Source organism: Duganella dendranthematis (assembly GCF_012849375.1).
Lineage (GTDB): Bacteria > Pseudomonadota > Gammaproteobacteria > Burkholderiales > Burkholderiaceae_D > Rugamonas > Rugamonas dendranthematis.
On record NZ_CP051684.1, the window covers coordinates 1,235,323 to 1,250,663 of the forward strand.

Below are 15,341 nucleotides of genomic sequence, written 5' to 3' on the forward strand. Positions count from 1 at the left end.
TGAACCCCGTTTTAGTTGAATTGACGATGTACACAAACTTAATTTAACCCACAGATATCAAGGAAACTATCATGAACGCCATCAAAAACTTCATCCAGGACGAATCCGGTGTCACCGCCATGGAATACGCACTGATCGCTGGCGCCATCGCCGCCATCGTGGGCGTGGTCTTCACCAACATCGGTACCCAAGTCAAAACCAAACTGAACGCTGTTCTGGTCGCACTGGGCGGCACCGCTGTCTAAGCCTCGCTTGCTTCAAGAAAGCGGACCTGCACCTGCAGGTCCGCTTTTTTTTGCCCGCAAGCGATGTCTGCTGCGGTAACATTGTTCATCCTCTATCCCGCCCCGCGCCATGACCCGACTGCCTCTGATTTTGCTGTGCTGCCTGCTTGCGCTGGCCGTGTGGAACGATGTGCGCACGCGCCGCATTCCGAATCTGCTGGTGTTCGGCGGCGCCCTGCTGGGCGTGGCACTGAACAGCGCCTACCCGGCCGGCGACAGCCTGTTCACCACGCCGTTCGGCGGCCTCGGCTTCCTGATGTCGCTGGCCGGTCTCGGCGCCGGCCTCGGCCTGCTGCTGCCCATGTATATGCTGCGCACGCTCGGCGCCGGCGACGTCAAGATGATGGCCATGGTGGGCGCCTTCGTCGGCCCGCACGGGGTGCTGGTGTGCACCGCGCTGACGTTGCTGGCGGGCGGCGTGCTGGCGCTGGCGGTGGCGGCCGCCACTGGCCGCCTGCGTCACTTGCTGCGCAATACCTACCAGATGGGCGTGCATGCCATGTTCCGCAACCTGAGCGGCGAACGCCTGCAGTTCGACGCGCCGGCCGAAGCCAGCGGCCGCCTGCCGTATGCGGTGGCGATCGCCGCCGGCACGCTGCCGTGGCTGGTGGCGGGCGCGCTGACCGGCAACGCGCTGGTCTGAACAGTCTTTTTTTTACAACAAGGTGCAGGCGCTAGCCCTTGCTGGCGATATAATTTTCAAATCAACAAAATTGTTGACCGCTAACTATCAAGGACCTCATGCAAGCTGAGCACGGCTTAGTCGCCACTGCTGCAGAATCCAGCGCTCCCGCCGACGCCCGCGCGCCGCGCAGCGTCGAAGAAACCGGTTTGTCGTTCTTGTTCCTCACCGAGCTGGTGCTCAAGGTACTATTCCAGCGCGGCCAGGTGCGGCTGCCCGAACTGGCGGTCCATATCAAACTCAGCATCAGCGTCATCACGCCGCTGGTGACTTTCCTGCGCGATGAAAAGCTGTGCGAAGTCACGCGCAGCGGCCACAGCGGCACTGACGCCGACCTCACCTATCACCTGACCGATGCCGGCGCGCTGCGCGCCACCGCCTGCCTCAACCGCAACGCCTACGCCGGCCCGGCGCCGGTGACGCTGGCCGCCTACGTGGCGCAGGTCGCCACCCAGAGCGTGCGCCACCTGCATGTGACGCGCGCCGATGTCGCCGGCGCCTTCAGCGACGTGGTCGCCAGCCAGGGCGTGCTGGACCAGATGGGCGCGGCCATGAATTCCGGCCGCGCGATGTTCATCTACGGCCAGGCCGGCAGCGGCAAGACCTTCCTGGCCGAGCGCCTGTGCGGCCTGCTGCACGGCGCGATTGCCGTGCCCTACGCGATCATGATCGACGCCGAGGTGGTGCCGTTCTACGATCCGGTGCAGCACCAGCCGGTGGCGGCGGCAGCCAGCGCGCCGGGCGACACCATCTCCATTGAGTTCGGCGACCGCAACCGCACGCTGGATGCGCGCTGGGTACGCGGCCTGCAGCGGCCGACCGCGCTGACCGGCGGCGAACTGACCATGGAGATGCTGGACCTGCGCTTCGACGCCAACACCCGCCTGTACCAGGCGCCGCCGCACCTGAAAGCCAACAACGGCATCTTCATCATCGACGACCTGGGACGGCAGCGCTGCTCGCCGCTGGAACTGATGAACCGCTGGATCGTGCCGATGGACCGTGGCGTCGACTATCTTTCTTTGCACACGGGACTGGTTTTTCAGGTGCCGTTCGATGTCGTCGTGGTATTCTCCTCGAACTTTCTTCCTGAACGATTGTCCGACGGCGCCTTCTTGCGCCGACTGGGTTACAAGATTGAAGTCCCGCCCCAAACCCAGGCGGAATATGAGCTGCTGTTTCGCCAGGCCTGCACCGCGCACGGCATGGCGTTCGACGCCGACGCCTTCGCGTATCTGCTCAACGAACACCATGCCAAGGACCAGACGCCGTTGCTGGCCTGTTATCCGCGCGACCTGATCCGCCAAGTGCGCGATCTGGCGCGCTATGAAAACACGCAGCCGAAAATCGACCGGCGCTCGCTCGACTGGGCCTGGCAAAATTATTTCGCTGGCGCCGGCGCGCGACGTGTCGCGGCCGAACAGCAAAAAAAGGAGCGCGAACGACGCGACTCCCCGATTTTGGGATAACCGAGAAAGTACAGCATGAGAAATACGCGGGCCTTGACAATGATTGCAGTGGCGCTGGTGATGGCACTGGGCGCCGTGGTGCTGGCGGCGCAATGGATCGCCGGCCAGTCGGCCACCAACAGCAACAAGGTGGCGGTGGCGCTGCTCGACATCAGCATGGGCGCGCGCGTCACGCCCGAGCTGGTGCACATGGTCGACTGGCCGACCAACTCGATGCCGCCCGGCGCGCTGGTCGACCTCAAGTCGACCGACGGCCGCATCACCCGCACCAATATCCAGCGCGGCGAACCGATCACCGAAGGCAAGCTGGCGCCGGCCGGCACCACCGGCGGCCTGTCGGCCGTGGTGGCGGCCGGCAAGCGCGCGATGACGGTGCGCGTCAACGACGTGGTCGGCGTGGCCGGCTTTGCGCTGCCCGGCAATTTCGTCGACATCCTGGTCAACACCCAGAGCGACTACCGCGGCGACAATGCGCCGCGCGACCAGGCGATTTCCAAAATTGTGCTGGAACGTATCCTGGTGCTGGCGATCGCGCAGGAGTCCAACCGCGACGACACCAAGCCAAAAGTGGTGAACGCGGTGACGCTGGAACTGACGCCCGAGCAGGTCGAGAAGCTGGACCTGGCGCGCAGCGTCGGCACCCTGTCGCTGGTGCTGCGCAACCAGGTCGACCCGCAAGTGGCCAACACCGAGGGCGCGACCAAGAGTTCGCTGCTGGATGACGGCAAGCCGCAGCGGCCGGCCGTGAGCGCGCCGCCATCGGCGCCGCCGCCACCGCCGGCGGCGGTGCACGCGCCCGTGGCCAAGCCGGCGCCGCGCGGCGAGACCATCGAAGTCATCAAGGGCCTGGACCGTAGTTCACAACAATTTTAAAGCTAACCAGGAGACTGATTGATGTCCGTTCCTTACCCGGCCACGCCGCTGCAAGTCGCCCTGCTGGCCGCGCTGCTGGCCATCGCCCCGGCCCAGGCCGCCGCAGTCAAGACCGCCCCGGCCAGCGCACCGGGCCAGACCACCAGCGTGGAACTGGCGGCGCAGATGACGCTCTCGGAAGGCAAGTCGACGCTGATGCACCTGCCGTTCCCGGCCGCCCGGCTGGCGGTCGGCGACGCCCACATTGCCGACGTCATCCTGATCAATCCGAGCGAGGTGTACATGCTGGGCAAAGCCAGCGGCACCACCAATCTAATCGTCTGGAACAAGGCCAACCAGGCCACCATCATCGACATCGTGGTCGGCCTCGACACCAGCCTGCTGCGCCAGCAGTTCGACCAGCTGTTCCCGACTGAAAAAGACATCCGCATGACGGTCTCGGGCGGCTCGTTGATCCTGTCGGGCACGGTGGCCGACTCGGTGCGGGCGGCGCAGATCGTCGCCGTCGCCAGCGCTCACCTGCAGCGCAGCAGCCGCAGCAGCGGCAATGCTGGCGGTGCCGCACCAGCGGCCGCCGCCAATGCCAGCGCTGGCGCCGGTGCGCCGGCCGCCGCCGCCCCCGCCGCCGATCCCGCCGCCAGCCAGGGTTCAGGCCAGAACAGCGGACGCGTCATCAATATGCTGGCCATCGCCGCGCCGCAACAGGTGATGCTGGAAGTGCGCATCGCCGAAATTTCCAAGACCCTGGTCGACCAGCTGGGCGCCAGCGTCGGCCTGACCGGCACCGCCGGCAACTGGACCTATACGCTGCTGTCGAATCTGCTCAGCGGCAATCCGAACAAACTCGACGCCTTCAACCGCGCCAACGGCAAGTTCGCCACGCTGGACGCCCAAAAGAACGACGGCCTGATCAAGATCCTGGCCGAGCCGACGGTGATGGCGATCAGCGGCCAGGAGGCCAGCTTCCTGGCCGGCGGCAAAATCTTCATTCCGGTGGCGCAGGACAGCACCAGCGGCTCCGGCCGCGTGACGCTGGAAGAAAAAGAATACGGCGTGGCGGTCAAGTTCACGCCGACCGTGCTGGAAGGCGGCCGCATCAATCTGCGCGTGTCGCCCGAGGTGTCCGAACTGAACCGCGAAGGCATCGGCATCTCGGCCACCGGCGCCACCGCCACCGCCGTGCTGCCGTCGTTTACCACGCGCCGCGCCAGCACCACGGTGCAGCTGTACGACGGCCAGAGTTTCGCTATCGGCGGCCTGATCAAGAACAATGTGACCACCAGCATCAAGGCCTTCCCCGGCCTGGGTGAAATTCCGATCCTCGGCGCGCTGTTCCGCAGCAGCGACTTCCAGAGCGACCGCACCGAACTGGTGTTCATCGTCACGCCGCACCTGGCGCAACCGCTGCCACCCGACCACAAGCTGCCGACCGACGACTACACGCCGCCCAACCGCGCCGATTTCTTCTTGCGCGGCAAAATGGAAGGCACGCCGCCGCCGGCCCCCGCCGCCCCACAGGACCGCCCATGAAAACTTTTCTCTTTCCGACCGCCCGACTGCTGGCCGTGATGGCGATGGCGGCCAGTCTCGGCGCCTGTGCGCTGACGCCGCGGGTCGACCGCAATTTCGGCAGCAGCGTGCGCCTGGCGCTGGCGCAGCAAACGCTCAATCCGCAGGCGCGCGACAACCGCGCCCCGGTCAACGGCCTCGACGCCCAGGCAGCCAAGAGCGCCTACGACAATTACCAGCGTTCGTATGCCAGCCCGGAACAGCAGCAAAACAGTTTCAGCATCGGCGCCACCAGGTAGCCGCCGCATCCGCCCACTCACGAGCATGCAGGAACCAAATTGAAGATAGCAGTCATTTCCCGCGATGAGCGACACCTGGCCGAAGTGATGCGCATGTTGCGCGCGCGCTCGCCCGCCGATGAAATCGACCACTTGGTGGGGGGCGTCACGCGCGCCGCCACGCTAACCGACGAACAGCTGCCGGACGTGCTGATCCTCGACCGGCCATCGCGCGAGGATGGCGACCTGGAAAATCTGGAGCGCTTCTCGGCGCAGTATCCGCGCATCGCCTGCGTGGCGCTGTGCACCGAGCGCGATCCGGAATTCCTGATGCAGGCGATGCGCGCCGGCGTGCGCGAAGTGCTGCCGTCGCCGGCCACCAGCACCACGCTGTATCCGGCCATCGAACGCATCGGCGAAAAGCTGGAGCGGCGCGGCCAGGTCAGCGGCAAGGTGCTGGCGTTCATCTCGTGCAAGGGCGGCAGCGGCGCCACCTTCCTCGCCACCAATCTGGGCTACGCGCTGGCCGCCAGCGGCAAGCACAAGGTGGCGCTGATCGACATGAACCTGCAGTTCGGTGACGCCTCGCTGTTCGTCTCCGACCACAAGCCGCTGGCCACGCTGAGCGATGTGGCGCAGCAGATCCACCGGCTGGACCCGTCGTTCCTGTCGTCCAGCATGCTGAGCGTGACGCCCAACTATGGCGTGCTGGCGGCGCCGTCCGATCCGGCCCACGCCAACGACGTCAAGCCCGACCACATCGACGCCATCCTCAAGCTGGCGCGCCGCCAGTACGATTTCATTCTGCTCGACGTCGGCCGCAGCCTGGACGCGGTCAGCATCCGCGCGCTCGACCATGCCGACCATATCTACCCGATTCTGCAGACCACGCTGCCGTATATCCGCGACGGCAAGCGCCTGCTCAACGTGTTCCGTTCGCTGGAATACGGCAAGGAGAAAATCCACCTGGCGGTCAACCGCTACGACAAGGGCGGCGAGATCCGCCTGCAAGACCTGGAAGGCGCGTTTGACGCCGACGTCAATATCACCTTCCCCAACCATTACGATGCGGCCGCCGCCTCGGTCAACCAGGGCGTGCCGGTGCTGAAGCTGTCGCCGAGCAGTCCATTGAGCCTGGCGCTGGCGGCACTGGCCCGCACCCTGACCGGCGAAGCGGCGCCGGAAGCTCAGGGCGGCGGCTGGCTGTCCAAGCTGCTGCCGCGCAAATAAGGATTGAACCATGAGCACCCCGATTTCATTGCGTGAACGGCTGGAGAGCGGCGAAGCCCGCGTCGCCGGCCAGCGCGTCACCGGCATCGACAACCGCGCCTACCAGAAGCTCAAGCAGCGGCTGCACGCCGCGCTGCTCGACCGGGTCGACCTGGAAAGCATGCAGCGGCTGACCCAGGACCAGTTGCGCACCGAGCTGCGCAACCTGGTCGAGAAACTGCTGGAAGAAGACGCGGTGGTGATCAACGACGCCGAACGCAAGACGCTGACGCGCGACATCCAGAATGAGATGCTGGGCTTTGGCCCACTGGAACCGCTGCTGGAAGACCCGACCGTGTCGGACATCCTGGTCAATACCTACCGCCAGATCTATGTCGAACGGCGCGGCAAGCTGGAGCTGACCGACGTCACCTTCAGCGACGACGCCCACCTGATGAAGATCATCGACAAGATCGTCTCACGGGTGGGCCGCCGCATCGACGAGTCCAGCCCAATGGTCGACGCCCGCCTGCCGGATGGCTCGCGCGTCAACGCCATCATCCCGCCGCTGGCGATCGATGGTCCGATCATGTCGATCCGGCGCTTTTCGGCCGACCCGCTGCGGCTGGCCGACCTGGTGGCCTACGGCAGCATGACGGCCGATATGGCCGAGGTGCTGCAAGGGCTGGGCAAGGCCAAGGTCAACATCCTGATTTCCGGCGGCACCGGCTCCGGCAAGACCACCATGCTGAACGTGATTTCCGGCTTCATCGGCCGCACCGAGCGCATCGTCACGGTGGAAGACGCGGCCGAGCTGCAACTGCAGCAGCCGCACGTGGTGCGGCTGGAAACCCGCCCGGCCAATATCGAAGGCAAGGGCGAAGTGTCGCAGCGGGCGCTGGTGCGCAATGCGCTGCGCATGCGCCCCGACCGCATCATCCTGGGCGAGGTGCGCGGCGCCGAGGCGCTCGACATGCTGGGCGCGATGAACACCGGCCACGAAGGCTCGATGGCCACCATCCACGCCAACACCCCGCGCGACGCCCTGACCCGGCTGGAGAACATGATCAGCATGGCGGCCGCCAACCTGCCAACCAAGGCCATGCGCCAGCAGATCAGTTCGGCCGTGGGGGTGGTGGTGCAGGTCTCGCGCCAGACCGACGGCAAGCGCAAGGTGATGTCGATCCAGGAAGTCACCGGCATGGAGGGCGAGATCATCACCATGCAGGAAATCTTCGCCTTCAAACAGACCGGGCTGGCCGACGACGGCACCGTGCTGGGCCACCACACCGCCAGCGGCGTGCGGCCGCGCTTCATCGAGCGCCTGCGCAACTTCGGCGTGACGGTGTCGGCCAACGTGTTCGATCCGGTCAACCGCTAGGTCCCATCATGGATATCCGTTTGCTCTTGTTTGGCCTGCTGATCTTCGGCGCCGTGGCGCTGCTGGTGTGGGGCGTCTACAGCGGCTGGAACACCACCCGCGGCCCGGAAGCCGAGCGGGTCGCGCGCCGCCTGCGCAACGCCATCGGCGACGAAGGCAGCGAACTGGCGGTGTCGATCACCAAGGAACGCGTGCTGAGCCGCGATCCCGGCCTGCAAAAACTGCTGCAACGGCTGCCCGGCATCCAGCGCCTGGACCGCCTGCTGCTGCAAACCGGCCGCAGCATGACCACCGCGCAACTGCTGGTGCTGATGGGCGGCTGCTGGCTGCTGGGGCTGATCATCCTGTCCGGCATGCACCTGCCGTGGCTGTTACGCCTGCTGCTGGCGCTCGGCTTTGCCGGGCTGCCGCTGCTGGAAGCCAACCGCGCCAAAAGCAAGCGCCTGACCCGGATCGAAGCCATGCTGCCCGATGCGCTGGACATGATGAGCCGCGCCATGCGCGCCGGCCACGCCTTCCCAACCGCGCTGAAAATGGTCGGCGAAGAGCTGGCCGATCCGCTCGGCGGCGAGTTCCGCGCGGTGTTCGACGAAGTCAATTTCGGCGTCGCCATGCCGGATGCGCTGATGAACCTGGCCACCCGCGTGCCCAGCACCGACTTGCGCTATTTCGTCATCGCCGTGCTGATCCAGCGCGAGACCGGCGGCAACCTGACCGACCTGCTGACGTCGATCAGCGCGATCATCCGCGACCGCCTCAAGCTGCTCGGCCAGATCCGCGTGATGAGCGCCGAGGGCCGCATGTCGGCCTGGGTGCTGAGTTCGCTGCCATTCGCCATGGCCGGGTTTATCGGGCTGACCAATCCACAAACGCTGGCGCCACTGTTTACCGACCCGCTGGGCCAGAAGATGATGACCATCGTCGGCATCCTGATGGTGATCGGCATGTTCGCTACGCGCCGCATTACCCAGGTCCGGGTCTGAGGAGCCGCCATGACAGTCATTCAAATCGCCTTTCTGCTGGTGCTGTTCATCGTGGTGTTTGGCGGCATTCTGCTGGCGGTGCGCGTGCTGACCAGCAATCCGCTGAAAGACCGGCTGGAGGCGCTGGAAGAGCGCAGCAAGGTCACCCGCAACAACCGCCAATGGGTCGATACGCTGGTCAACATGGCGGCGCCGCTGGCCAAGCTGTCGGTGCCGACCGAGGGCTGGGAAAGCTCGCCGGTGCGCAAGCGCTTCATCAACGCCGGCTGGCGCACGCCGTCCACGCCCGGCATGTTTTATGCCGGTAAAACCATGCTGGCGCTGGTGCTGCCGCTGCTGGCCTTCCTGTATCTCAGCAGCCGGCCCGCCGATGGCGACGACAGCAAGCTGCTGTGGCTGATCACCAGCGCCGGCCTCGGTTACTACCTGCCCAACCTGGTGCTGAACCATGTGGTCAAGCGCCGTCAGCGCGACATTTTTGAAAGCTTCCCGGATGCGCTGGACCTGATGACGGTCTGCGTCGAGGCCGGCCTGGCGATGGATGCGGCGCTGGCCCGCGTGGCCAACGAGATCGGCCTGAAAAGCCTGGTGCTGGCCGAAGAACTGCAACTGGTGACGCTGGAACTGCGCGCCGGCAGCGCCAAGGACAAGGCGCTGCGCAATCTGGCGCTGCGCACCGGGGTCGAGGATGTCGATGCGCTGGTCACGCTGCTGATCCAGGCCGACCGCTTTGGCACCAGCATTGCCGATTCGCTGCGGGTGCAATCGGAGCAGCTGCGCATCAAACGCCGCCAGCGCGCGGAAGAGCAGGCCGCCAAGGTCTCGCTGAAACTGTTGTTCCCGCTGGTGTTCTTTATTTTCCCGGCCCTGTTCGCCGTGCTGCTGGGACCGGCGGTGCTGACCCTGTACCATAATCTGGTTGAGGGAGGCTAGGCGCATGGTCCGCACCAACTCGCTCGTCACGACGGCCGCCGCGATGTTGACCGGCGCCCTGCTGCAAGCCTGCGGCCAGGCGTCGCTGGCGGTGACGCCGGTGCTGCGCATCGACGACGCGCGCGCCATGCTGACGCAGCAACGCGCCTCAGCGCTGCCGCGCCAGCCGGCGCCGGCAACCGTGGCGCCAGTGTCGCCAATCTCGCTCGCCGCGCAGCGCGCCACGCTGCCCGTGACGCCGTCGCGCATGGAAATCGTCCAGCTGGGACCGAACGAATACCGGCTGCAGTACCGCCAGCAGCCTGCCGCTGCCAGCCCCGCCGCCACTGCGTCTGCCGGCCAGGACACCGCCGCACCGCTACAAATCGTCAACGGCAACGGCGTGCGCGGCATGGGCGAGCGGGTGCGCGCACTGCTGGCGCGCCAGGGCATCGCCGCCAGCCGGGTCGTCAACCAGCGTGGCCACTACCAGCGCACCACCATCATCGAATACCTGCCCGGCCAGCAGCAACGCGCCGCCGACGTGCGAACCGCGCTCAACGGCCATGCCGTGCTGCTGCCGGCGCGCGCGCTGCCCGATGGGCTGGCGCTGCGGCTGGTGCTGGGCCGCGACCACGTCGCCCGGCTCAGTACGCTGGCAGCACTGGCCGCGCCGGCTGCCCGGCTAGCCGCCACGGCGCCGCTGCTGAGCGCGCTCGACGCGCCGGCACTCCCCTCTTTCAACCAGGAGTAACTATGTTCAGAAACAAGCAGCCCCAACACTGGGCTCATGATGCCGCCGGCTGGATGCTGGCGGCCGCCTTCGCGGCAATATTGGCCGGTTGCGGCGGTGGCGGCAGCAACAGCGCCGGCTGCACCACGATCGATCCGAGCCGCCCATCCAGCTTGCCCGGCTGCCCGACCACCACCACGCCGGATGCCAGCAAGTCGACGCTGGCGCTGGCGCTGAACGACGCCAGCGGGGCCACCACCAGCATCGCCACCGACCGCAGCGGCACGCTGGTGGCCACCGTCAAGGACGCCAACGGCCTGGCGGTGGCCAACGCCCTGGTCAGCTTCGCCACCACCGACAAGAGCGCCGTACTGACGCCAGCCACCGGCACCGCCGTCAGCGACGCCAGCGGCAAAGCCAGCATCGGCATCGCGGCCGGCACCGCGGCCGGCGCTTTCAGCGCCACCGCCAACGCTACGGTCAACGGTACGGCGCTCAGCGCCACGCTCAATTACACCGTCACCCTGCTGCAACTGACGCTGGCGGCGCCGGTCATTTCGCCAAGCACGCTGGCAGCCGGCGGCACCGCCAGCCTGACCGCCACCGTGCTCAACGGCAGCACGCCGTATGCGCCGGCCCAGGTTGTCACCTTCAGCTCGCCGTGCGTCACCGCCGGCAAAGCGCGCATCGCGTCGCCGGTCACCACCGTCAGCGGCATCGCCACCACCTCCTACACCGACCTCGGTTGCGGCGGCGTCGACCCGGTGACCGCTTCCTTCGTCGCCAATGGCGTCACCATTACCAGCAGCGCCAACCTGACGGTGCAGCCGGCAGCGGCCGGGCAACTGGTGTTTGTCTCGGCGCTGCCGCAGAATATCTCGCTGAAAGGCACCGGCGGCGCCGGTCGTCAGGAGAGTTCGACCGTCACCTTCAAGGTACTCGACCGCAACGGCAATCCGGTATCCGGGCAGGCCGTCAGCTTCGCGCTGAACACCACCGCCGGCGGCCTGTCGCTGAATCCTGCCAGCGCCACCACCGGCGCCGGCGGCCTGGTTACCACCACGGTTGCCTCCGGCACCGTCAATACGCCGGTGCGCGTCACCGCCACCTTGCCGGGCACCACGCTGAGCACCCTGTCCGACCAGCTGGTGGTGTCGACCGGCGTGCCGGAGCAAAACAGCTTCTCGCTGAGCGCCGTCATCAAGAATGTCGAAGGCGGCCAGTTCAACGGCTGTACCGATCCAACCGGCACCATTGTCACGGCGCGCCTGGCCGACCACTTCCACAACCCGGCGCCGGACGGCACCGCCGTCAGCTTCACCGCCGAGGGTGGTTCGATCGATGCGTCCTGCCTGACCGGTCTGACCAGCACCACGCTGACCGATGGCACCGTGATCACGCAAAAAGGCACGCCGGGCGAGTGCACGGTCCGCTTCTGCTCGGGTAATCCGCGCCAGGCAGACGGCCGCATCACCGTGCTGGCCTATGCGCTGGGCGAGGAGAGCTTTGTCGACAACAACGGCAACAACCGTTACGACGCCGGCGAACCATTTGGCGACCTGGGCGATCCGTTCCGCAATGACCGCGCCGTCACCGACGACAATGCCAACGGCACCGACGATATCTGGAAGAGCGGCAACGCCACCCGCGTCAGCGGCGAGCAATACATCGACTCGAACGGCGACGGCGCCTGGAACGCCACCGGCGACGGCGTATACAATGGCGTGCTGCGCGCGGTGCCCAACACCGCCATCAACAACACCGTGCATGTGCGCAAATCGATGGTGATGGTGATGTCCAACAGCACGGCCGCCATCTCGCTGCTGGACCAGTCGCCGGTCACCGGTCTGGCGCTGCCGCATTGCACCAGCGGCACCGTATTCAATAACGTCAGCCGCACCTTCCACTTCGCGATCCGCGATAACAATCCGACCGTGTTTGCCAACAACCGCATGGCGGCGCATCCCGGCGATCCGCTGTGGCTGTTCGACCGGCCGGGTAATCCGCTGCCGGCAGGAAGCAAAATCCTGTTCAGCACGTCTAACGGCCTGATCGGCTCGGCCACCTCGCTGGCAGTGCCAAGCACCAACGACGCCGACTCCAACTCGTGGGTCTACACCGTGCTGCTGGCCAGCGACGCCACCCAGGCCTCCGACACCCTGGTGTGCAGCAACGCCATTTCCAGCGGCGCGTTGACGATTACCGTGACCACGCCAAACGGCACCACCACCAGCGCCAGCTTCCCGGTCACCGACTAAAATCGCTGGACAAAAAAAAGCCGCCAGGTCACAACCTGGCGGCTTTTTTATTGCGCCGTTCGCGTTACTGCTTCGGCGGCGCGTCTTTTACATACTTGTCGAACCAGCGCAGCATTTCGTAGATCAGCTGTTCGTTCGACTCGCGCGCGGCGTACCAGTGCGGTTCGTGCGGCAGCATCACCAGGCGGGTCACGCCACCGTTGCCGCGGATTGCTTCAAACAGCTTGACCGATTGCAGCGGCGTAGTGCCTGGGTTGGCGTCGTCGCCGCCGTGCACGATCAGCAACGGCGTCTTCAGCTTGTCGGCGTAGAAGAAGGTCGACGCCTTGGTGTAGACATCCGGCGCTTCCCACACCGAGCGGCGCTCGTTCTGGAAACCGAACGGCGTCAGCGACTTGTTGTACGAACCGCTGGTGGCGGCGCCGGCACGGAACAGGTCCGAATGCGCCAGCAGGTTGGCGGTCATCAGCGCGCCGTGGCTGTGGCCCGTGACGCCGACACGGTTCGGATCGGTTACGCCCAGACGTACCGCCTCATCCACCGCAGCCTTGGCGTTGGCGACCAGTTGTTCGGTGTAGGTGTCATACGCCTTGCGCGGATCGCCGACGATCGGGAACGCTGCGCTGTCGATAATCGCGTAGCCCGACAACAGCAGCAGACGGTACTGGCGCAGACGGGTGAAGGTAGCTTGCGAACCGGTGGTCTGGCCAGCCTTGGACGCATCCGCAAAGTCCATCGGATAGGCGTTGAGGATGGTCGGCAGCGGCGTGCCTTCCTTGTAGCCCGGCGGCGTGTACAGCGTGAACGACAGGTCGATGCCGTCGGCGCGCTTGTACTTGACCAGACGCTTCTTGATCTCGCGCACTTGCGGTACCGGATCGACCAGGTGAGTCAGCGCCACGCTGGACGACGCGTAGGTCGGTTCACCCGCCTCGGCGGTGGTGCTGGCGCCCAAGGTGCGGACGAAGGCGTTCGGCGTATCTTCCGGCGACTGCGACCAGGTCAGCAAACGGCCTTCGCCGGGGCCGGCAAAGCCGATGAACTGTTCATACGAGGTTTTGCTGCTGCGGAACAGGCGTTCTTTCTGCTGCGTCTTCAGGTCGAACTTGTCGAGGAACGGACGGTCGCCATCCGGCGACGAACCGGCACCGGACAGGTACATGGTGTCGCCCTGCAGGCGGATCACCGAGAAGCCGTTCGGCAGGCGGCGATGCACCGGCTGGCCCGGATTGGCATACTTCTCGTCGCTCGACTGGTCCCAGATCAGGCGGCGCGAATTGGCCGCATCGTCGACATTGATTTGCCAGGTGCGCACCCACTTGCGGTTGACGTCGTAGTCGGTCAGCAGCGCCACGCCAGGCTGTTCGCTCCACGACAGGCCGCCGAAGCGCTGTTCGGTGCGGGTCAGTTCGACCGGCGCGGCGTTGAACGGCGCCTTCAGCAGCATCAGCTTGTCGCGTTCGCTGGCCTTGACGTTCGGATCGCCGCCGTCGACCGCTTCCACCCACACCAGCGTGGCGGCGTCGGTTGGGCGCCATGTGAAGTTGCGCGGACCGGTCGGCACGCCGCGGTTCGGCACGCGGTCGGCCAGCGGCAGCGCGGCGATTTCGCGCACCACCGGATTGCCGTCCTTGCCCGGACGCTGGGCCAGATCCCACAGGTCGACCTGTTTCGGGAAACGGTCAAACGTGGTGACGTAGGAATACGGCGGACGGATCTCGGTCACCACCACATGGCGGCCATCCGGTGCGATCGACAGGTCTTCATACAGGCCGGGCTTGCCAACCGGGGTGATCTTGCCGGTGGCCACATCGACCAGCGCCAGCTGCGAGGTGCCGTAGTAGTTGAACAGCTCTTCGTCGTGACGGTTGCGCAGCGTGTCGCGGTTTTCATAGGTGCTGCTCTGGCCTTTCTGGCCCAGCGACTCCTGGATGCCCGGACCTTCCGAGCCCGGCGCTTCAACCGGCGGCGCCTTGCGCGCGACGACCTGCTTGACCAGCAGCGTCTTCTGGTCCGGCATCCAGTGCAGCTGGTCGCCGAACATCTGGTTCAGGCGCACACCCGGCAGACGGCGGATGGCGCCGCTTTTGGCGTCGCCCACCCACAGTTCCACCGCGTCGGTGGTGACGTTTTCAAACACGAAGCGCTGGCCATCGGCGCTCCACACCGGACGGCGCGGGCAGGCGTCGGCCGCAGCCGGCAGCTTGACGGCGATGCTCTTGCCGCTGTCCACCTGCACCAGATCGATGGCGCTGACGCACGGCGGGATGCCGTAGCCGCCCGGCGTATCGTGCTGGCTGTGGTTGCCCGGCTCGATGCGTACGCCAGCCAGGCGCAGGAACGGCGTCGCCACCTTGGCGATCGACGGGTAGTCCTGCATGGTCACCAGCATCAGCTTGTCGCGGGTCGGACTCAGCGACGGCGACGGCGGCGCCGCGGCGCGCATCACGTCGAGGATCTCTTTCGGTGGCTGGTTGTAGATGCTGGCGGCTGGCGTAGGCATGGTGGCCGCCGCTGGAGCGGCCACGGCAGCGGTACTGAGGCCGGCGGCGAGGGCTGCGCTGACCAGCGTGCGCAACAGGTGTTGTCCCTGCATAGTATTTCTCTCCCGATTTATGTAACTACATGAATGCATGGACAGGATCGCTGTCCGCGCATGTGGAACGGAACATTAAGCCACGAAAACATTTCTGGAGCAATAATAAATTGTTGCATGCAAGTTGCATTACTGCGTGCTTGCTAGCCGCGAATATTTCGGATCGAGGTAGGC

The 15,341-nt window shown here is 65.9% G+C and carries 13 protein-coding genes; 12 read left to right on the forward strand and 1 reads right to left on the reverse strand.

Features of this window, described 5'->3' with window-relative positions:
* Positions 1 to 71 precede the first annotated feature (71 nt).
* The 12 genes from HH213_RS05775 to HH213_RS05830 all read left to right on the forward strand — a co-directional run bounded on the left by HH213_RS05775 (position 72) and on the right by HH213_RS05830 (position 12,571).
* Positions 72 to 245 (forward strand): Flp family type IVb pilin, encoded by a 174-nt coding sequence (locus tag HH213_RS05775; RefSeq protein ID WP_110845005.1) that lies wholly within the window; start codon positions 72 to 74, stop codon positions 243 to 245.
* 109 nt (positions 246 to 354) lie between these two features.
* Positions 355 to 927, forward strand: coding sequence for a prepilin peptidase (locus tag HH213_RS05780; protein WP_169111347.1), 573 nt, complete (start codon positions 355 to 357; stop codon positions 925 to 927).
* Between the two features lie 98 nt (positions 928 to 1,025).
* Positions 1,026 to 2,435, forward strand: coding sequence for a DUF8689 domain-containing protein (locus HH213_RS05785; RefSeq protein ID WP_110845007.1), 1,410 nt, complete (start codon positions 1,026 to 1,028; stop codon positions 2,433 to 2,435).
* Between the two features lie 15 nt (positions 2,436 to 2,450).
* Positions 2,451 to 3,308 carry a Flp pilus assembly protein CpaB gene (gene cpaB / locus HH213_RS05790; RefSeq protein ID WP_169111349.1) on the forward strand — a complete coding sequence of 286 codons (858 nt, stop codon included), beginning with the start codon at positions 2,451 to 2,453 and terminating at the stop codon, positions 3,306 to 3,308.
* Positions 3,309 to 3,329: 21 nt separating this feature from the next.
* Positions 3,330 to 4,838, forward strand: coding sequence for a type II and III secretion system protein family protein (locus tag HH213_RS05795; protein WP_169111351.1), 1,509 nt, complete (start codon positions 3,330 to 3,332; stop codon positions 4,836 to 4,838).
* The gene (locus HH213_RS05800) at positions 4,835 to 5,116 is read left to right on the forward strand and encodes a hypothetical protein (RefSeq protein WP_110845010.1); all 282 of its coding nucleotides are present in this window, start codon (positions 4,835 to 4,837) and stop codon (positions 5,114 to 5,116) included. The genes HH213_RS05795 and HH213_RS05800 overlap by 4 nt, the downstream gene beginning before the upstream one ends.
* A gap of 39 nt (positions 5,117 to 5,155) precedes the next feature.
* Complete coding sequence (locus HH213_RS05805; protein ID WP_110845011.1) at positions 5,156 to 6,325, forward strand: CpaE/TadZ family protein; 1,170 nt, start codon at positions 5,156 to 5,158, stop codon at positions 6,323 to 6,325.
* A 22-nt stretch (positions 6,326 to 6,347) separates the two neighbouring features.
* Positions 6,348 to 7,685 (forward strand): TadA family conjugal transfer-associated ATPase, encoded by a 1,338-nt coding sequence (locus HH213_RS05810; protein WP_110845644.1) that lies wholly within the window; start codon positions 6,348 to 6,350, stop codon positions 7,683 to 7,685.
* A gap of 8 nt (positions 7,686 to 7,693) precedes the next feature.
* Positions 7,694 to 8,668, forward strand: coding sequence for a type II secretion system F family protein (locus HH213_RS05815; protein ID WP_110845012.1), 975 nt, complete (start codon positions 7,694 to 7,696; stop codon positions 8,666 to 8,668).
* Positions 8,669 to 8,677: 9 nt separating this feature from the next.
* Positions 8,678 to 9,601, forward strand: coding sequence for a type II secretion system F family protein (locus HH213_RS05820; RefSeq protein ID WP_110845013.1), 924 nt, complete (start codon positions 8,678 to 8,680; stop codon positions 9,599 to 9,601).
* Between the two features lie 4 nt (positions 9,602 to 9,605).
* Positions 9,606 to 10,334 (forward strand): LytR C-terminal domain-containing protein, encoded by a 729-nt coding sequence (locus tag HH213_RS05825; RefSeq protein WP_169111353.1) that lies wholly within the window; start codon positions 9,606 to 9,608, stop codon positions 10,332 to 10,334.
* Between the two features lie 2 nt (positions 10,335 to 10,336).
* Positions 10,337 to 12,571, forward strand: a complete 2,235-nt coding sequence (locus HH213_RS05830; RefSeq protein WP_169111355.1) for an Ig-like domain-containing protein — start codon at positions 10,337 to 10,339, stop codon at positions 12,569 to 12,571.
* A gap of 64 nt (positions 12,572 to 12,635) precedes the next feature.
* Here HH213_RS05830 and HH213_RS05835 read toward each other — a convergent pair whose 3' ends face one another.
* Entirely contained in the window at positions 12,636 to 15,167 is a 2,532-nt protein-coding gene (locus tag HH213_RS05835; protein WP_169111357.1) for a S9 family peptidase, read from the reverse strand.
* Positions 15,168 to 15,341 lie beyond the last annotated feature (174 nt).

Bases quoted from the DNA above. Each gene is read 5' to 3' on its own strand.
- HH213_RS05820 (WP_110845013.1), top strand. From the start codon at position 8,678: ATGACAGTCATTCAAATCGCCTTTCTGCTGGTGCTGTTCATCGTGGTG.
- HH213_RS05825 (WP_169111353.1), top strand. From the start codon at position 9,606: ATGGTCCGCACCAACTCGCTCGTCACGACGGCCGCCGCGATGTTGACC.
- HH213_RS05835 (WP_169111357.1), bottom strand. From the start codon at position 15,167: ATGCAGGGACAACACCTGTTGCGCACGCTGGTCAGCGCAGCCCTCGCC.
- cpaB (WP_169111349.1), top strand. From the start codon at position 2,451: ATGAGAAATACGCGGGCCTTGACAATGATTGCAGTGGCGCTGGTGATG.
- HH213_RS05780 (WP_169111347.1), top strand. From the start codon at position 355: ATGACCCGACTGCCTCTGATTTTGCTGTGCTGCCTGCTTGCGCTGGCC.
- HH213_RS05815 (WP_110845012.1), top strand. From the start codon at position 7,694: ATGGATATCCGTTTGCTCTTGTTTGGCCTGCTGATCTTCGGCGCCGTG.
- HH213_RS05800 (WP_110845010.1), top strand. From the start codon at position 4,835: ATGAAAACTTTTCTCTTTCCGACCGCCCGACTGCTGGCCGTGATGGCG.
- HH213_RS05830 (WP_169111355.1), top strand. From the start codon at position 10,337: ATGTTCAGAAACAAGCAGCCCCAACACTGGGCTCATGATGCCGCCGGC.
- HH213_RS05775 (WP_110845005.1), top strand. From the start codon at position 72: ATGAACGCCATCAAAAACTTCATCCAGGACGAATCCGGTGTCACCGCC.
- HH213_RS05785 (WP_110845007.1), top strand. From the start codon at position 1,026: ATGCAAGCTGAGCACGGCTTAGTCGCCACTGCTGCAGAATCCAGCGCT.
- HH213_RS05795 (WP_169111351.1), top strand. From the start codon at position 3,330: ATGTCCGTTCCTTACCCGGCCACGCCGCTGCAAGTCGCCCTGCTGGCC.